16 protein-coding genes are annotated in these 16,481 nt (G+C 63.9%); 8 read left to right on the forward strand and 8 right to left on the reverse strand.

Annotated features, from left to right (window positions below; genetic code table 11):
* Positions 1-48: 48 nt before the first annotated feature.
* The 5 genes from rsmA to lptG all read right to left on the reverse strand — a co-directional run bounded on the left by rsmA (position 49) and on the right by lptG (position 6,450).
* On the reverse strand, positions 49-891 hold the full coding sequence (gene rsmA / locus AC2FNL_RS06475) for a 16S rRNA (adenine(1518)-N(6)/adenine(1519)-N(6))-dimethyltransferase RsmA (protein ID WP_496832869.1): 843 nt from the start codon (positions 889-891) through the stop codon (positions 49-51).
* A gap of 84 nt (positions 892-975) precedes the next feature.
* On the reverse strand, positions 976-1,941 hold the full coding sequence (gene pdxA / locus AC2FNL_RS06480; protein ID WP_496832870.1) for a 4-hydroxythreonine-4-phosphate dehydrogenase PdxA: 966 nt from the start codon (positions 1,939-1,941) through the stop codon (positions 976-978).
* Complete coding sequence (locus AC2FNL_RS06485) at positions 1,938-3,191, reverse strand: peptidylprolyl isomerase (protein WP_496832871.1); 1,254 nt, start codon at positions 3,189-3,191, stop codon at positions 1,938-1,940. The genes pdxA and AC2FNL_RS06485 overlap by 4 nt, the downstream gene beginning before the upstream one ends.
* Complete coding sequence (locus tag AC2FNL_RS06490) at positions 3,182-5,350, reverse strand: LPS-assembly protein LptD (RefSeq protein ID WP_496832872.1); 2,169 nt, start codon at positions 5,348-5,350, stop codon at positions 3,182-3,184. Before AC2FNL_RS06490 ends, AC2FNL_RS06485 begins: the two co-directional genes overlap by 10 nt.
* Positions 5,350-6,450: an LPS export ABC transporter permease LptG gene (lptG, locus tag AC2FNL_RS06495; protein ID WP_496832873.1), complete on the reverse strand. Its 1,101-nt coding sequence runs from the start codon at positions 6,448-6,450 to the stop codon at positions 5,350-5,352. The genes AC2FNL_RS06490 and lptG overlap by 1 nt, the downstream gene beginning before the upstream one ends.
* A 228-nt stretch (positions 6,451-6,678) precedes the next feature.
* Between lptG and AC2FNL_RS06500 the strand changes: the two genes are divergently transcribed.
* Genes AC2FNL_RS06500 through AC2FNL_RS06510 form a run of 3 tightly spaced genes read left to right on the forward strand, consistent with a single transcriptional unit; the run spans position 6,679 to position 9,714 of the window.
* The gene (locus AC2FNL_RS06500; protein ID WP_496832874.1) at positions 6,679-8,145 is read left to right on the forward strand and encodes a leucyl aminopeptidase; all 1,467 of its coding nucleotides are present in this window, start codon (positions 6,679-6,681) and stop codon (positions 8,143-8,145) included.
* Positions 8,146-8,149: 4 nt separating this feature from the next.
* Positions 8,150-8,611, forward strand: a complete 462-nt coding sequence (locus tag AC2FNL_RS06505) for a DNA polymerase III subunit chi (protein ID WP_170458854.1) — start codon at positions 8,150-8,152, stop codon at positions 8,609-8,611.
* Positions 8,612-8,667: 56 nt separating this feature from the next.
* The gene (locus tag AC2FNL_RS06510) at positions 8,668-9,714 is read left to right on the forward strand and encodes an aldo/keto reductase (protein WP_496832875.1); all 1,047 of its coding nucleotides are present in this window, start codon (positions 8,668-8,670) and stop codon (positions 9,712-9,714) included.
* A gap of 71 nt (positions 9,715-9,785) precedes the next feature.
* On the opposite strand, the gene AC2FNL_RS06515 is transcribed toward AC2FNL_RS06510, so the two are convergent.
* Positions 9,786-10,772 carry a GlxA family transcriptional regulator gene (locus AC2FNL_RS06515; RefSeq protein WP_496832876.1) on the reverse strand — a complete coding sequence of 329 codons (987 nt, stop codon included), beginning with the start codon at positions 10,770-10,772 and terminating at the stop codon, positions 9,786-9,788.
* Positions 10,773-10,905: 133 nt separating this feature from the next.
* On the opposite strand from AC2FNL_RS06515, the gene bcoG reads away from it, so the two are divergent.
* The 3 genes from bcoG (at position 10,906) to AC2FNL_RS06530 (ending at position 14,123) form a co-directional block, all read left to right on the forward strand.
* Positions 10,906-11,820, forward strand: a complete 915-nt coding sequence (bcoG, locus tag AC2FNL_RS06520) for a 3-dehydrocarnitine:acetyl-CoA trimethylamine transferase BcoG (RefSeq protein ID WP_170368570.1) — start codon at positions 10,906-10,908, stop codon at positions 11,818-11,820.
* Between the two features lie 81 nt (positions 11,821-11,901).
* The gene (locus tag AC2FNL_RS06525; RefSeq protein WP_496832877.1) at positions 11,902-13,365 is read left to right on the forward strand and encodes a carnitine 3-dehydrogenase; all 1,464 of its coding nucleotides are present in this window, start codon (positions 11,902-11,904) and stop codon (positions 13,363-13,365) included.
* Positions 13,362-14,123 (forward strand): SDR family oxidoreductase, encoded by a 762-nt coding sequence (locus tag AC2FNL_RS06530; protein ID WP_496832878.1) that lies wholly within the window; start codon positions 13,362-13,364, stop codon positions 14,121-14,123. Before AC2FNL_RS06525 ends, AC2FNL_RS06530 begins: the two co-directional genes overlap by 4 nt.
* On the opposite strand, the gene AC2FNL_RS06535 is transcribed toward AC2FNL_RS06530, so the two are convergent.
* Both AC2FNL_RS06535 and AC2FNL_RS06540 read right to left on the reverse strand, forming a co-directional pair.
* Positions 14,120-14,302, reverse strand: a complete 183-nt coding sequence (locus AC2FNL_RS06535) for a hypothetical protein (protein ID WP_093962276.1) — start codon at positions 14,300-14,302, stop codon at positions 14,120-14,122. The two genes, AC2FNL_RS06530 and AC2FNL_RS06535, sit on opposite strands and share 4 nt — an antisense overlap.
* A 90-nt stretch (positions 14,303-14,392) precedes the next feature.
* Positions 14,393-15,259: a helix-turn-helix domain-containing protein gene (locus AC2FNL_RS06540; protein WP_496832879.1), complete on the reverse strand. Its 867-nt coding sequence runs from the start codon at positions 15,257-15,259 to the stop codon at positions 14,393-14,395.
* Positions 15,260-15,368: 109 nt separating this feature from the next.
* Between AC2FNL_RS06540 and AC2FNL_RS06545 the strand changes: the two genes are divergently transcribed.
* Positions 15,369-15,572, forward strand: coding sequence for a DUF2061 domain-containing protein (locus AC2FNL_RS06545; RefSeq protein WP_496832880.1), 204 nt, complete (start codon positions 15,369-15,371; stop codon positions 15,570-15,572).
* Positions 15,565-16,467 (forward strand): fatty acid desaturase, encoded by a 903-nt coding sequence (locus tag AC2FNL_RS06550; protein WP_496832881.1) that lies wholly within the window; start codon positions 15,565-15,567, stop codon positions 16,465-16,467. The genes AC2FNL_RS06545 and AC2FNL_RS06550 overlap by 8 nt, the downstream gene beginning before the upstream one ends.
* Positions 16,468-16,481 lie beyond the last annotated feature (14 nt).

The raw sequence follows: 16,481 nt of genomic DNA on the forward strand, positions 1-16,481 counted from the left end.
AGTTCAAAGGCCCCGGTCAGAGATGTCCGGGGCCGTTTTCGTCCGGGATCAGGTTTTTTGTATCTCGCGCGCCAGCGCGCAGAACGCTTCGAGCGATATCTGCTCGGCACGGTCGGTCGGCTTGATGCCGGCGGCCGTCAGGCGGTCCTCGATATCGGGGGCCAACCCCTTGAGCGAGGCGCGCAGCATCTTGCGGCGCTGATTGAACGCAGCGGCCACGACGCGTGACAGAATACCGGCATCGGCCGGAAAGCGGGGTTCGGGCAGGGCGGTCAGGTGGACCACGGCGCTGCTGACCTTGGGCGGCGGCGTAAATGCACCGGGGGGCAGGGACATGGCGATGCGCGCTTCGGCCCGCCACTGGGCCAGGATCGCCAGCCGCCCATAAGCCTTGGTGCCGGGCAGCGCCACGATGCGTTCGGCCACCTCGCGCTGGAACATCAGGGTCAGGCTTTGCCAGAAGGGCGGCCATTCCGGCGGGGTCAGCCAGCGCACCAGCAGTTCTGTGCCGACATTGTAGGGAAGATTGGCCGCCACGCGGATGGGCGGGGTCAGATGTTCAAGCGGATCGATTTCTAGAGCGTCGCCATTGATGACCTCGAGCCGCCCGGGATAGGCGGTAGCGATTTCCTGAAGTGCGGCGATGCAGCGGGTGTCTTTTTCCACCGCCACCACCTTGCGCGCACCTTCGGCCAGCAAACCGCGGGTCAGGCCTCCGGGGCCGGGACCGATCTCCAGCACGTCGCATTGGCTCAGGTCGCCGGCCTGCCGGGCGATCTTGGCCGTCAGGTTGAGATCGAGCAGGAAGTTCTGGCCCAGCGACTTGCGGGCCGAGAGCTGGTGCTTGGCGATGACCTCGCGCAGCGGGGGGAGGGTGTCGATTGCGCTCATGATCCGGTTACCGTGGCGCAGGGTGCAGGCGGCGCGCCAGAGAATTTTTGCCTTCGGCGGGGATATTTGGCGCCAGTTGAAGGATCAAGTGCTTTGTGCCATGCGTTGGGCGAGTTTCAGCGCCTCGATCAGGCTGGTGGGGTTGGCGATGCCTTTCCCGGCGATGTCGAGCGCGGTGCCGTGATCGGGCGAGGTGCGGATGAAGGGCAGGCCCAGGGTCACGTTCACGCCATGGTCGAAATCGAGCGTCTTGATCGGGATCAGCGCCTGATCGTGATACATGGCGATGGCGGCATCGTAGCGAGCGCGTGCGGCGGCGTGGAACATCGTGTCGGCCGGGTGTGGGCCAGTGACGGTGTAACCGTCGGGGGTGAGATCGGCCAGCAGGGGGGCGATCCAGTCGAGTTCCTCGCGGCCCATCTTGCCGCCTTCGCCGGCATGGGGGTTGAGCCCGGCCACCGCGATGCGAGGACGCGGGATGCCGAATTGGCGGCGCAGGCCGTCGGCGGTGATCGCGATCGTGTCGCGCAGCAGGTCGGGCGTGAGCCGCGAGGGCACTTGCGACAGCGGGATGTGGATCGTGGCGGGCACCACGCGGAGTTGCTCGCTGGCCAGCATCATCACCACGCGGGAGCGGCCTGCCAGCGCCGCCAGAAATTCGGTATGGCCCGGATAGGCAAAATCGGCGCCGTCGATCAGGGCCTTCTTGTGGATCGGTGCCGTGCAGAGGGCGGAGGCCGCGCCCGATTGCACCAGCGACACGCCGGTTTCGATGGCGTCGATCACCGAAGGTGCATTGGCCGGATCGGGGTGGCCGGGCATGTTGGGGGCCGGAAAGGTCAGCGGCAGCACGGGCAGCGCCTCTGCGCAGATGTCAGCCACCTGGTCGGGGTCTACGATTTCGGTCGTGGGGATATCGTCCGGCAGGTGGCCGGGATCGCCGATGTAGAAAAACGGACAGCTGCCGCGCATCGCAGCCCAGGCCTTGGCGGCGATTTCCGGACCGATGCCCGAGGGTTCGCCGCAGCTGAGCGCGATGGGCGCGGTCATTGCTCGATGATGGTGGCGTCGGCGCGCAGCTGTTCGACGAGGCTGTTGGCGAATGCCTGCAGGCGTTGCTGCGTCAACGCGTTGGCCACGTCCTCGCGTGACGTGTCCTCACCCAGATCGCGCGTCCGATTGCACAGCATGAGGAACACCAGCGTCTGGCCGTTGTTGCGGGTCAGAGTTGTCGACACCTCGTTGGGATCCAGCTTGGCGAGTTCCAGCGCGATGTCGCGCGGGATTTCGGACGGACTGGCCGAGACCCGGTCGAGTACCTCGGGCGGTTGCCCCTTGGCTATGCCGTACAGGTCGTCGCAGGTATCAACCGTTTCCTTCAGTTCGGCGGCTCTTTGCAACGTATCGGGGCTGAGCCCGCCAGACAGGTAATAGGCCGCATAGTCGATCTTGGAGAACCGCGGCGTGCTGGCGGCCACTTCTCGCAGGCCGCGCATCTGGAACAGGGCTACGGCGTTGGGCAGGCTCAGCGGCGCCGTGACCTCGCCATTCTTCAGGCCAAGGATAACCGGTTGCAGCGCCGGAGGCAGGTTGGTGACGTTCAACCAGTCAAGGCGCCCGCCGTTCTCGCGTGTCGGAGCTGCCGAGTACTGCGTGGCGGCGGCCGAAAACGCATCGATGGTTTCGACACGGGCGATCTCGTCGGCCAGGGCCTCGGCCTGTGCCAAGGTCTGCGCATTCACGGGAATGATGATTTCGGACAGCAAAACCTGAAGACCGCCACCGCCGGTCTGACCCATTGCACGGTCAATCTCGTCGTCCGTCGGACGGGCCTGAGAGATAAAGCGGGCGCTGACATAGTCGCGCCATGCCAGCTGGCTGGATACGTAGTCCCTCACGGTTTCCCGGTCGATGCCCGCGTCGGCCAATGCCTTCAGGAACTGATCCGGGGACAGCTGACCGCGCGAGGCGAATTCGTCGATCGCAACCTGAATGTCTTCGGGTGTGGGCTGGATGCCGGCTTCGCGCATGGCCTGTTTGCGCAGGCGTTCGTCGATCAGCGCCTTGCGGACTTCGGCCTCAGAGCTTCCGGGGATACCCAGAATTTCGAGGAACCGCTGGCGCTGATCCAGTTCGTACCAGGTGACGATATCCTGATTCACGCGGATAGCCGGTGAAAACAAGCTTTGCGCGGGGGCTTGCTGAGGTGCAACTGTCAGCATGGCGACCGCGAGGCCGGGCGCAAATGCCGTCAGCCAACGGGAACGAAAGAACCTGGAAAAACCTGAAATCAGCTGCATTTTCTTTTATACTTCTTGCCCCCGCCTTCAACGGCGTATCCTGTCAGTGCAACGGTAAAGCCGAATTCCGTCGAAGGCTCAATACTTGATGTCGAAGTATATCGCCGGCTGACGGACATGTTAACCTGCACACATTCATTTTCATACGTCACACCCAAGCCCAGCCGCAGCGGTTCGGATTCTGCCAGATCATAACGGGCCAGGGCGTTGGCTCTCCAGTTTTCATCCAGTCGTTGACGTGCGGTCAACCGTATCTCGGATGTCTCCATGTCAAGGTTCTCGGCCGGGTCCGGCTGCTGCCAGATATAGCTTCCGCCCAGTTGGGTCCCCTCGTTGGCCCAGGTTCCGCGCAATTCAGCCTTGGTAAAGCTGAAATCTCCATCCATCAATCCGCGTGCGGCCAGTGTAAGGCCATTGTTCGTCTTGATCTGCCCTGCCAGCAGCAGGTCGGACGAAGTTCCCTGCAGGCCGGACGTAGCGGTGAAGTTCGGATCGGCGGTCGAGCGGAAGACCTGGCCGACCGTGGCCAATGCCCGCCAACCGCCCGGGGCATACCGAGCCCAGTTCACGCCCACGACCGCGGTCGTGCCGTCTTCGCGTCGGTCCTCGGCCGGAAAGCGTGACAGGGACAACAGGTTGCCCTGGTCAAATTCCTGGAAGGTGCTTTCGTCATCGGGCACATCGGTGTCCGAAACATGGGTCCAGCCAAACTGCGCGATCGGCTCCAGAAACTGGGTCGCGCCAGAGGCTTCGCGCCGGGTCATCGGAAAGCGCAGTGTCAAAGCCGCACGCGGGGTCGACCGGGTGATCTGGTCGGTGTAGGCGCTGTCGTTGCGAATGTCGAGCGTGTCGACCGAAGCCCCCAGTTCCGCATCCGCCCGAAGCCCGGAGGCAAAGGTCCAGCTGCGCAGCCACTGGGCGCCGAATGTTGCGCGGGCCACATCGCGCCCGATGATATCCTCGTCGCTGGTCCGGGTGTGGGTGTGGGTGACGAAGCCCAACCGCACCTCACCGCCGACAGCGGAGGCGGGAAAATAGCGTTTCTGGTAGAACAGATCGAAGACCTGCGACGGGATCTCATCCTGTTCCTCGCTGTCGCGCAGGGTCTTGTAGTGAATGAAGCTGGTCCGGAACGCCGTGTCGCGTTTGATGCGCTCGAGCGCGATCTCGCTGCGCAGGCGGTCATAGTCAGGCAGCCCGTAGTCCGCCAGGTATGAGTCGTCCGATGCGGTCTGGACGTCAAAGGTCAGCCGGAAATCGTTCGGCAGATTGAACCAGCCATTTGCGAAGAAATAGCCCCGATCCTGCTCCTGCTGGACGTCGTCGCGGGTATAGGCCCCTTCAAACTGGATGCGGCCGTTCTTGAAGGCCTGCCGGTAGCGATAGCCAAGCGTCGTGGTCTTGGACGACAGGTAGGGGGTCAGCGTCAGATCCTTGTGATCGCCCAGTTTGAAGAAATATGGCGTCTTGACGCCAGTACCCAACTGCGAGGTCGTGCGGATTGACGGCACAAGAAATCCGGTTGCCCGATCCAGTGTCGGGTCCGGCAGTCGCAGGGTTGGAAAGTAGAAAACCGGCACATCCAGAATGCGGAACTGGGCGCCCTCGAAATACAACTGCCGTTCGAGCTGATCATGCGTGACCTTGCGCGCCCGGATCTGCCAGAGGGGCGGCCGACCGTCGGCGCAGACATGGCAGGACGTGGCCGAGACCTTGCTGAACTGCGTGTAGCGTCCTGCCGCGCGGGTCGCCTGAACCGACGCGATCTGTACCTGCTGATCGAACACCAGCCGTGCGCCGGTCAGCAACCCGTTCTGGATGCCGTCATCCAGTTGCGCTGAGTCCGCGAGGACGGTCGAGCGTCCGCCCTGATCGATCCGGATCGGACCTTCCAGCGTCAGCTCGCCCGACTCGCGGTCGAACACCACGCGCTGTGCGGACAGTTTGACGTCGCCCTGAAAAGCTTCGACGTTGCCCTCGGCCACCAGTTTGCGATCCGGGGTGATGAAGATCCTGTCGGCCACCAGCAGGGCAGGCTGATCCTGTTGTTGTGCCGTGTCAGGCGCGGGCGCACTGGTCTCCGTGGTCTGGGCCAATGCCAGCCCTGGACCGGAAAAGAACACGGCACTGGACAAAAGAAGGGGCAAAAGGCGCCGCATCAGCCATCCTCCGCGTGCAGCAGAAGGCCGAGCGACAGCAATATGGCCGCAAACGGCGGTGCCCAGGCCGCAATCACAATCGGCAATTGGCCGTTCTCTCCCAAAATCTGAGCGAAATTGCGCACGAAGTATACGCCGAACCCCAGCAAAACAGCAGTCAGCACGGCGACGCCGGTGCCGCCGAACCGCACGTGCCGCATGGTGAAGGCCGCGCCGATCAACACCATCGAAATCAGGAAGAATGGGCGCGCCAGCTGCACCTGCAGCCAAACCTCGTATTGCTTGGTTGAAAAGCCCGCCTCGCGCAGGTCGCGGATCAGCTGGGGCAGGTCATAGACCGAGACGCTGTCCTGTTGGCCCAAGGTTTCAAGGATGCGCTGACGGGTCAGCGAAGTGGGCAACCGCAGGGTCTCATGCGTGACGGCGTGGGTCTCGGGGTTGGTGTCGCTGGACAGGGTCCATTCCTTGGTGTTGCGCAGGATCCAGACCCCGTCGTCGAGGCGAGCGCCGTCGGCGATGATCTGACGGGTCGGAAGACCTTCGGGTGAAAACGTGATGATGGTCACGTCGATCAATTCAAGCTCGGCGTCGTTGGTCGATGCGCGGGCATGAATCACCGATTGGCCCTGCGGTGAGCCCTGACGCAGCCAAAGCCCGTCGCGGCTGATCGAGAGGGCGGAACTGCCACCGTTTTTGTATAGATCCGAGAAATGCCGGTACTGCTCGGACGTGGCCGCCGCAATCGGGTTCAGCAGGGCCACCGCCAGCGTTCCGATTATCAGCGCCAGAAGGACCGGTGCCACCAGCGCGCGGATACCCGAGCGGCCGATCGCCCGGGTCACCACCAACTCCGAGCTTCGGGCGAGGCCGACAAACAAAGCAATGGTCGACAGGATCATCAACAGCGGCAGCATCTCGCTGATCGCAGCGGGCGTGTTCAACAGCGTCAGCTGCAGAACCTGGCCAAAGGACAGGTCGGCGTCATTGAACCGACGGGCCTGTTCGATCAGGTCGATCAGGATCATCAGTGTCAGGAAGATTGCCCCAATCACCAGAAAGCTCTGCAAAAAGCGGCGAGCGAAGTACCGGTCCAGAATCACGGCCGCATCCCCGGCACGGGGCGCCCAGCAGGCCTGTTGCCAGAATCGCCAAGGCACAAAAACATGCGCGACGGCCTATGCCTGCCGAATGATGCCAAGTTTTCTCCCCCGAGCCTGCCGGTCATTTTGGCGCGACCTTAATGCAATTGGCGGGCGGGGAAAACTGCTATCTGGTCAATGGCGGCGGCGCGGGCTAGGTCTGTGGGCAGAGTTTTTCAGGAGCAAGAAATGAGCAGTCTGGTACCGATCCGTTTTCAAGCCTTCGAACTGGACCTGATGGCGCAGGCCCAAGGCCGGGTGGCCATTCTCATACCGACCGATGGCAAGATGAACCCCGCCGCGCGCCGCGCAAACCGACTGACCCGTGGTGCCGTGGCCCGGCTGGTGGAAAGCGACCGTTTCGCCAAGGTCAAGACTGGCGACGTGATCTCGTTGGCTTGGCCCGGCGGGATGGAGGCAGAGGCATTGGACATTCTCGTCCTGCCACGCCGCCCGGAACCGGACGAAGCCCGCAAAGGCGGTGCCGCGCTGGCCAAGCTGGCAGGTGGCAAGGACCTGCTGGTCATGGCGGGCAACCAGGTCCGGACCGAGGAACTGGCCCTGGGCATTGCTTTGCGCAGCTATGATTTCGACGCACACAAAACCAAGGACGATGACGCAGACGGCACGGTGACCATCTGCCACGCCAAGCCCGAAGACGCCGAGGCCGCCTTCGCACCGCTCTATGCGGTTGCTGATGGTGTGCGCATGACCCGCGACCTGACGAACGAACCGGCCAACATCCTGACGACGACCGAATTTGCCAACCGTTTGAAAGAGATGGAGGAGTTGGGCCTGAAGGTCGAGGTGCTGGACGAAGACAAACTGGCAGAGTTGGGCATGCGGACCCTGCTGAGCGTCGGGCAAGGCTCGGACAGCCCCTCGAAAGTCGTCGTGATGCAGTGGAATGGCGGCGATGCCGATGACGCGCCGCTGGCTCTGGTCGGCAAGGGGGTCGTTTTCGATACTGGCGGTATCTCGATCAAACCGGCCGCGGGCATGGAAGAGATGACCATGGACATGGGCGGCGCAGGCGTCGTTGCGGGCACCATGCGCGCATTGGCCAAGCGTAAGGCCAAGGCCAATGTCGTGGGCCTGGTCGGGCTCGTCGAGAACATGCCCTCGGGCAGTGCCACGCGGCCGGGCGACGTCGTCAAGTCGATGAAGGGCGATACGGTCGAGATCATCAACACCGATGCCGAGGGACGTTTGGTGCTGTGTGACGTCATGTGGTACGCGCAGGAGCGGTTCAATCCGGTCGGCATGATCGATCTGGCCACCTTGACCGGCGCGATCATCATCGGACTGGGGCATGAAAACGCAGGCGTGTTTTCCAACAACGACACCTTCTGCGACGCGTTCCTAAAGGCGGCCCGGGCCGAGGATGAAGGCGCGTGGCGTATGCCGCTGGGGCAAGCTTATGACGATCTGCTGAAGTCGCGCATCGCGGACATGAAGAACGTGGGCGGCCGGCCGGCCGGTTCGATCACCGCAGCGCAGTTTCTGCAGCGTTTCGTCAAGGAAGAAACACCCTGGATCCATCTGGACATCGCGGGCGTGGCCTCGGTTGCGGCGGAGACGTCCTATGCGCCCAAGGGCGCCACGGGTTGGGGCGTCCGTGCGCTCAGCCGTTTCGTGCAGGACAATTTCGAGTAGGTCGATGGGCGCCGTCTACTTCTACCACCTGACCCGCCATCCACTTGAGCAGACCTTGCCGGTGTTGCTGGACAAGGCACGGCAGGCCGGGTGGCGGATTGCGGTGCGAGGCACTGACCCTGCGCGGCTGGACTGGCTGGACGAAAGGCTTTGGCTGGGCCCCGAGGACGCCTTTCTGCCGCATGGGCAGGCAGGTGGGCCGCATGACGCGGTTCAGCCGATCCTGCTGACTACCGAGCCGGACGCTGCCAACAACCCGTCTTGCCTGATGGCGGTAGACGGGGCCGAGGTGACGCCGGATGAGGTGACCGCCTCAGAGCGGGTTTGCATCCTGTTCGATGGCAACGACCCAACCGCGGTGGATCATGCGCGTGGTCAATGGAAGACGCTCACCGCGGCGGGTTGCGCCGCGCAGTATTGGTCGGAGGAATCCGGCCGTTGGGAGAAAAAGGCCGAATCCGGCTGACTCGGGACCGAAATCAGATTGCAGGCGTGGCGATCCGCGCGACAGGAGATTGATTGATGAAAATGAAACCGTTGGGCCGCACGGGCATCCAAGTCTCGGACCTGTGCCTCGGAACCATGACATTCGGCACGCAGACCCCTGAGGCGGATGCGCATCGTCAGATCGACACGGCGCTGGCGGCCGGGATCAATTTCCTCGATGCCGCCGAGATGTATCCGGTCAACCCGATCACCAAGGAGACCGTGGGCAAGACCGAGCAGATCATCGGCAACTGGAATGCGGCACATCCGGCCCGCCGCGGCAGCTATGTTCTGGCGACCAAGCATTCGGGCGCCGGCTTTACCCATGCGCGGGACGGAGCACCGATCTCGGCCAGCACGATCCCCGGGGCAATCGAGGGATCGTTGCGGCGCCTGCAGACCGACTACATCGACCTGTACCAATTCCACTGGCCCAACCGCGGCAGTTACATGTTCCGGCAGAATTGGGACTACGACCCGTCGGGCGGCGACAGGCAGGCGGTTCTGGACAACATGCGCGAATGCCTCGAGGCGCTGCAGGCGCAGGTGGACAAGGGCAATATTCGCGCCTTCGGCCTGTCGAACGAAAGCGCCTGGGGCACCGCCCAGTGGCTGCGCCTGTCCGACGAGATGGGGGCACCACGGGTGGCGTCGATCCAGAACGAGTATTCCCTGCTGTGCCGCCTGTATGACACCGACATGGCCGAGCTGAGCGCCTATGAGGATGTGGGTCTTCTGGCTTTCTCGCCGCTGGCCGCCGGATTTCTGACCGGCAAGTATCAGGGCGGGGCGGTGCCCGAGGGATCGCGCATGTCGATCGTGCCGCAGATGGGCGGGCGCAAGGGCGATCGGGTGTTCGGCGCGGTCGCGGCCTATCTGGCGATTGCCGCGAAACACGGGCTGGACCCGGTGCACATGGCGCTCGCCTGGTGCCAGGCGCGGCCGTTCATGACCTCGGTCATCTTCGGCGCGACCACGCAGGCGCAGCTGGAACGGATCCTGGAGGGGCGGGATGTCGTGCTGTCTGATGAGGTTATGGCCGAGATCAACGCGGCCCATCGCGCGCATCCGATGCCGTATTGAGGGATGGGGGCGCTGCCCCCGTCGCCGTAGCCAACTCCCCCCCAAATCTATGACCAGAGGAAGTTCGCCCGTCAGTGATGGGTGGGCTGGGTGCGGTCCTGCCTGAGGTCGCGGGCGGATAGTCCATGCGCCGTACGGAAAGCGCGCGCAAAGCTGGATTGGGACGTGAACCCCGTGGCCAGTGCCACATCCATCAGCGGCATGTCGGTGTCGGTAACCAGACGGCGGGCCTCGGCCAGGCGCAGTTGCAGGTAGTGGTCCTGCGGCGTGGTGTTCAGCCGCAGACGGAATTGCTGCTGCAGGGTGCGCGGGCTGGTTCCCAGGGCCTTTGCGATCTCGGCCAGGGGTAGCGGGTCGTCCAGCGCGGACTGCATGATCGCGTTGGCGCGGGCGGTCAGAGCGCTGTGGCGGTGCGGCACGCCAGTGCGGCTCTGCGGTCTGCCGGGTTCGGGGGCGCCTTCGTAGAGGAACAGGCCTGAGACACGGGCCGCGAACCCGGCGCCGTGGCGTGCCGCGATGATGTGCAGCATCATCTCGACCGCGGGGATCGCACCGCCCGAGGTCAGGCGGTTGCCGGACACGGTGAACCGGTCGGGGCGCACGTCGACTTCGGGGAAACGGGTGGCGAAGGTCTCGAGATCTTCCCAATGGGTGGTGGCGGCGTGACCGTCAAGCAGCCCCGCTTCGGCCAGCAGCCAGGGCCCTCCGTCGATGCCCGCCATCGTGGCGCCGCTATTGGCGATGCGACGCAGACCGGCCAGCAGGCTCGGGGTGGCGTGGCGCACCAGATTGAACCCCGCGATCACGATCATCAGGTCACAGTGGTCGAGACGCGCCAGCGGGATGCCCGGCACCTGCAACGCGCTGGTCAGCATCGCCGGCTCGGGTGTTGCGGTCACGTAGTCCCAGTCGAAGGCCGGGCGGTCGGCCAGCCGGTTGGCGGCGCGCATCGGGTCCACCGCCGAGGCAAAGCTGAGCGTGTTGCACTCGTCCAGCACCAGAACGGCGGTTTTCAGCGCGCGGTGCTCGGGCTGGAGGATATTTTTTGCGGATTTCATCAAGTCTGATTCGCATTCTGGCAAGTTGTCTGGCCAAGGCTGCGCCAGAGTCGGGGCCAGACGCAAATCGGAATCCGGGGAGAAGCCTGGGGAAAACCCATGGCGAAGCCGGGTATAACCTGGGGATAACACCATGCCTTTGGAAATGAACCGCGAAGTCTTCATCACCTGCGCTGTGACCGGCTCGGGCGGGACGCAGGATCGCAGCCCACATGTACCGCGTTCTCCCAAGCAGATCGCCGACAGCGCCATTGCTGCGGCCAAGGCCGGGGCGGCGGTGGTGCATTGCCATGTGCGCGACCCCGAAACCGGCGCGCCCAGCCGCCGTCTGGACCTGTATCGCGAGGTGACCGACCGCATCCGCGACGCCGAGGTGGACGTGGTTCTGAACCTGACCGCCGGCATGGGTGGCGACATCGTGTTCGGCGGGGTTGAAGCCCCGTTTCCCGTGGCCGAGGGGACCGACATGATCGGTGCTTCAGAACGCGTGGCCCATGTGGCTGAGTGTCTGCCCGAGATCTGCACGCTGGATTGCGGCACCATGAACTTTGCCGAGGCCGACTATGTCATGACCAACACGCCCGGCGCCTTGCGGGCGATGGGGCAGATGATGACGGATCTGGGCGTGAAGCCCGAGATCGAGGCCTTTGACACCGGTCATCTGTGGTTCGCCAAGCAACTGGTGAAAGAGGGCGTTCTGGCCCCGAATGCGCTGGTGCAGCTGTGCATGGGCGTGCCGTGGGGCGCGCCGGATGATCTGAACACCTTCATGGCGATGGTGAACAACGTGCCCGACGACTGGACCTTCAGCGCGTTCTCGCTGGGGCGGCATCAGATGGCCTATGTGGCGGCTTCGGTTCTGGCCGGCGGCAACGTGCGCGTGGGGCTCGAGGACAACCTGTGGCTGGACAAGGGGGTGCTGGCCGAAAACTGGCAACTGGTCGAGCGCGCAGGCACTATCATCGAGAACATGGGCGCGCGGGTGATCGGCCCGGCTGAGGTGCGCGAGAAGTTGGGATTGGTCAAACGGGCGCCTGTGGCGACCTGACGGGCGGGGCGACCCTCGGAATTTCTGTCGAACAACGATGGCCCCCGGTGCGGCCTGGACGTTCGGGGCGAAGGAGAGAAGATGAAAACGGCAGCGATCATCGGTGGTGGCGTGATCGGCGGCGGATGGGCCGCGCGGTTTCTGCTGAATGGCTGGGATGTACGGGTGTTTGATCCGGACCCCGAGGCCGAGCGCAAGATCGGCGAGGTCATGGACAACGCCCGGCGGTCGTTGCCCGGGCTGAGCGATGTGCCGCTGCCGCCCGAAGGCGCGCTGAGCTTTCATGCCGACATGGCCGACGCGGTGCAGGGGGCAACGTGGATACAGGAGAGCGTGCCCGAGCGTCTGGATCTGAAGCTGAAGGTTTACCAGGGGCTGCAGGAGGCCTGTGATCCCGGGGCGATCATCGGGTCCTCGACCAGCGGGTTCAAACCGTCCGAGCTGCAGGAAGGCGCGCTGCGGCCCGAACAGATCGTGGTGACGCACCCGTTCAACCCGGTCTATCTGCTGCCGCTGGTCGAACTGGTGCCCTCGGCCGCCAACCCGCCCGAACTGCTCGAGCAGGCCAAGAACGTGTTGCGCTCGGTCGGATTCTTCCCGCTGCAGGTCCGTAAGGAGATCGACGCGCATATCGCCGACCGGTTCCTCGAGGCCGTCTGGCGCGAGGCGCTGTGGCTGGTCAAAGACGGCGTGGCCACGACCGAGGAGGTGGACGAGGCAATCCGCATGGGCTTTGGCATCCGCTGGGCGCAGATGGGCCTGTTCGAGACCTATCGCGTGGCCGGGGGCGAGGCCGGGATGCGGCATTTCATGGCCCAGTTCGGCCCGGCGCTGAAATGGCCTTGGACCAAGTTGATGGATGTGCCCGAGTTCACCGACGCGCTGGTCGACATGATCGCCGACCAGTCGGACGCGCAATCGGGGATGCACTCGATCCGCGAGCTGGAGCGGATTCGTGACAACAATCTGGTGGGCATGATGCGGGCCTTGAAGGCGCGCGACTGGGGTGCGGGGGCAGTGCTGAACCAGCATGACGCGCTGCTGAAGCCGGGTGCCCTGCCGACGCTGGATCAGGCGGATCTGAGCCAGCCGATCCTGACACTGGCCCGCGCGGTGCCGCTGGACTGGACCGACTACAACGGCCACATGAACGAGGCGCGGTATCTCGAGGCCTTTGCCGCAGCGACCGACCGCTTCATGGAGATCATCGGCTGCGATGCCGACTACATCGCTTCAGGCGGAAGCTATTTCACCGCTGAAAACCACATCCGGTATCTGGACGAGGCCCATGCCGGGGCGAAAATCGAGGTGCGCACGCAGATGCTGTTGGGGCAGGGCAAGAAGCTGCACCTGTTCCACAGCATGTACGAGGGCGACAAATTGCTGGCCACGGGCGAGAGCTTTCTGCTGCATGTCAGCCTGGAAACCCGTCGACCCTGTGCGCCGTCGCCGCGGATCGAGGCCGCGATGGCCCGCATCGCCGAAGCTCAAGCCGGGTTGCCCTATCCCGAGGGCGCGGGGGCGGCGATCCGCAAACCGGCATGACAGGGCGGGTTCTGATCACCGCCGGTGCCTCGGGCGTGGGGCGCGCGATGGCCGAGGCGTTCGACGCCGCGGGCGCGCAGGTTTGGGTGGCCGATGTGGACGCGGCTGCGCTTCAGGCCTGCCCGGATCACTGGGGGCGATCGCAGGTCGATGTGTCGGATGAGGCCGCCGTCGCAGCGCTGTTCGGCAAGATCGCGGCGCAGTGGGGCGGTCTGGACGTTCTGTGCGCGAATGCGGGTATCGCGGGGCCGACCGCATTGGTCGAAGATGTTGCGCTAAGCGATTGGCAAAAATGTATTTCTGTCAATCTGGATGGGGCGTTTCTGTGCGCGAAATACGCAGCACCGATGCTCAAACGGCAGGGGCGCGGCGCGGTGCTGATCACATCCTCGACCGCCGGGCAGTACGGCTATCCCAACCGCGCGCCTTATGCGGCGGCGAAATGGGCGGTGATCGGGCTGGGCAAGACCTTGGCGATGGAGCTGGGGCCGCACGGCGTGCGCTGCAACGTCATCTGCCCCGGCGCGGTGGAAGGCCCGCGGATGGAGGGCGTACTGCAGCGCGAAGCGACCGCCAAGGGCATGACCCGCGATCAGGTCTATCGGGGCTATGCGGCGGGTACTTCGATGGGCCGCTTCGTCGAAGCGCATGACATTGCCGCCATGGCGGTGTTCTTGGCCTCGGATGCGGCACGGCTGGTGTCGGGGCAGGTCATCGCCGTCGATGGGCACACCGTGAACCCCGACCCCAAGCTCTAGCCCTGGTTGGGGCCGCGCATCTGGCGGATCGAGGCGCGAACGGCCTGCCAGTTCTGTGCCTCTTCCACGTTTCCGGCGGCTTCGAATTCGCGGGCTTTCTGGGCGGCTTCGGCCTCGGCCTTGTCGCCATGCGCCGAGTAGAGGGCGCGCGCGTATTGAGCGGTTTTGAGAGCGTCCATTCCTGATATCCTCCTTTTGGTCGGATCGTTCGGATTTTCGCGCACCTCAATATAGGGGATCGGGTGGGAAATTGCACCTGTTGGCTTGTGTCACCCTGCCGCTATGGCCGCGCGCAGTTGGCGCAGGTGGGTCGGGAAATGCCGGGCAGTCAGATCAGCTTCGCGGACCAAGGTATCGAAATGGCGCGTAAAAATCTCGATCCGGTCCCGGTCGCGGAAGGCCATGTAGTGGCTGCCGGCATAGAACACGCAGAGCAGCGGACCGAAGATGGTGACCGGCACGGAATAGAGCCGCTTGGCATCGAAAAGATAGATGCGCATGCGCGGATACAGCTGTTCGCACAGCTCCAGCATATGATCGATCTGGTCCAGCCGCACCTGCAGGGGCAGCCCATCATAATAGCCGGTGCCATAAACAAAGCTGTGAATCTCATACAGCGGCATGGCGATTTCATAGTCGGACTGGGCCCCGCGCATCCAGGTCAGGCGGTCTTCTGATGCACCGATGGCCTGGTCGGCGGTTCGGCCCAGATGCGGCGCGTATTCCCATTCCAGCACGGCGCGGGTTTTCAGCATGTCGGGCAGGGTGGCCGGAACATAGCGGATTTTGTAGCCCGCGGCCTCCTGATGCCACTCAAAGATGCGTTCGTCGACCAGCGCGCGGGGTGCCTCGGTCATGGTCAGAGAACTGGCCAGCAGCTCGGCCGCGCTCTCGGGTCGGTTCGAGAGGCTGAGCAGCCAATCCGCCGACACCCCCAGAGCCGAGGCGCAACTGCCCACCACATGGGCGTTGGGCAGGCGCGCGCCCGTATCGGTCAGCAATTGGGAAACGGTCGAGCGATCGACCCCGATGGTGCGCGCCAGCGCGCTTTGGCTCATCTTCCGCTGGTCCATGGCGCGGGCCAGGCGCAGGCGGAACTGCGCGGCGCGATCTCGTTTGTCGAATTTTTCCTGCATGTGATGATAAATATCACGGTCGCTGAGATTTGTTAATCATATTCGGAATTCTCGACAGGGCCACTGGCAGGTAACGCTTGTGTGAAAAGCAAAAAAACTGGGGACCGGAATGGAAACGCGGCGAAGATCTGTCGTGAAGGCAATCATTTGGAATGCGATGGGCCTTGCGGTCATGACCGTGGTGGGGCTGTTCGCTACCGGTTCGGCCGCTATTGGCGGCGCATTGGCGGTGGTGAACACGGCGATTGGCCTGACGCTCTACGTGATTTACGAGCGCATCTGGGTCGGTATTTCTTGGGGGCGGCATGGCTGAGGCGACCACTCCCAAGTCCCCCGAATGGCCGACCTTTGCCCTGATCTTTGCCTGCTATGCCCTTTGGCTGATCGCGATCTTCGGCGTGGCGGCGTGGTCGCTCTGGCTGGCGGTGCCGATGATGGGCGTCGTCGCGGCGCTGCATTCTTCGCTGACGCATGAGGCGCTGCACGGCCACCCGTTCCGCGCAAAGTGGCTGAACGAGGCGCTGATGGCGCTGCCGCTGACCCTATTCATCCCCTACAACCGTTTCCGCGATCTGCATCTGGCGCACCATCAGGATGCCAACCTGACCGACCCCTATGACGATCCGGAAACCAACTATCTGGACCCGGCGGTCTGGGTCAGGCTGCCGCAGTGGCAGCGGTGGGTCTATCAGGCGAACAACACGCTGTTGGGGCGCATGGTGCTGGGCCCGATCATCGGCCAGTTGGCCTTTATGCGCGACGACTGGCGCGGCGCGGTGCGCGGGGATCGCGACATCTGGCTGGCCTGGGCCCTGCATCTGCCGGGCGTGGCGACGGTTCTGTGGATCGTGGCGCAATCAGCGATGCCGGTCTGGGCCTTTGTCCTTTCGGCTTATCTGGGACTGGCGCTGGTCAAGATCCGCACCTTTTTGGAACACCGCGCGCACGAGAAATCGCGCGCCCGCACGGTGATCGTCGAAGACCGCGGACCGCTTGCCTTTCTGTTTCTGAACAACAACCTGCACGTCGTTCATCACATGAACCCGGCGGCGCCATGGTATCGGCTGCCTGCGCTCTATCGCCGTGGGAAAGGGCGCTATCTGGCCTGCAATGAGGCCTATGTCTATCGCTCGTACGGGCATGTTTTCCGGCAGCATTTCTGGCGTGCCAAGGATCCTGTAGAACATCCGCTCTGGCCAAAACCCTGATTTGACGACAGAAG

The sequence above is a fragment of the Ruegeria sp. CRTD044 genome, assembly GCF_059613485.1.

What these genes read in the sequence shown, in the direction of transcription:
- rsmA (WP_496832869.1), bottom strand. Translation starts at nt 891, where the DNA reads ATGAGCGCAATCGACACCCTCCCCCCGCTGCGCGAGGTCATCGCCAAG.
- pdxA (WP_496832870.1), bottom strand. Translation starts at nt 1,941, where the DNA reads ATGACCGCGCCCATCGCGCTCAGCTGCGGCGAACCCTCGGGCATCGGT.
- AC2FNL_RS06485 (WP_496832871.1), bottom strand. Translation starts at nt 3,191, where the DNA reads ATGCAGCTGATTTCAGGTTTTTCCAGGTTCTTTCGTTCCCGTTGGCTG.
- AC2FNL_RS06490 (WP_496832872.1), bottom strand. Translation starts at nt 5,350, where the DNA reads ATGCGGCGCCTTTTGCCCCTTCTTTTGTCCAGTGCCGTGTTCTTTTCC.
- AC2FNL_RS06500 (WP_496832874.1), top strand. Translation starts at nt 6,679, where the DNA reads ATGAGCAGTCTGGTACCGATCCGTTTTCAAGCCTTCGAACTGGACCTG.
- AC2FNL_RS06505 (WP_170458854.1), top strand. Translation starts at nt 8,150, where the DNA reads ATGGGCGCCGTCTACTTCTACCACCTGACCCGCCATCCACTTGAGCAG.
- AC2FNL_RS06510 (WP_496832875.1), top strand. Translation starts at nt 8,668, where the DNA reads ATGAAAATGAAACCGTTGGGCCGCACGGGCATCCAAGTCTCGGACCTG.
- AC2FNL_RS06515 (WP_496832876.1), bottom strand. Translation starts at nt 10,772, where the DNA reads ATGAAATCCGCAAAAAATATCCTCCAGCCCGAGCACCGCGCGCTGAAA.
- bcoG (WP_170368570.1), top strand. Translation starts at nt 10,906, where the DNA reads ATGCCTTTGGAAATGAACCGCGAAGTCTTCATCACCTGCGCTGTGACC.
- AC2FNL_RS06525 (WP_496832877.1), top strand. Translation starts at nt 11,902, where the DNA reads ATGAAAACGGCAGCGATCATCGGTGGTGGCGTGATCGGCGGCGGATGG.
- AC2FNL_RS06530 (WP_496832878.1), top strand. Translation starts at nt 13,362, where the DNA reads ATGACAGGGCGGGTTCTGATCACCGCCGGTGCCTCGGGCGTGGGGCGC.
- AC2FNL_RS06535 (WP_093962276.1), bottom strand. Translation starts at nt 14,302, where the DNA reads ATGGACGCTCTCAAAACCGCTCAATACGCGCGCGCCCTCTACTCGGCG.
- AC2FNL_RS06540 (WP_496832879.1), bottom strand. Translation starts at nt 15,259, where the DNA reads ATGCAGGAAAAATTCGACAAACGAGATCGCGCCGCGCAGTTCCGCCTG.
- AC2FNL_RS06545 (WP_496832880.1), top strand. Translation starts at nt 15,369, where the DNA reads ATGGAAACGCGGCGAAGATCTGTCGTGAAGGCAATCATTTGGAATGCG.
- AC2FNL_RS06550 (WP_496832881.1), top strand. Translation starts at nt 15,565, where the DNA reads ATGGCTGAGGCGACCACTCCCAAGTCCCCCGAATGGCCGACCTTTGCC.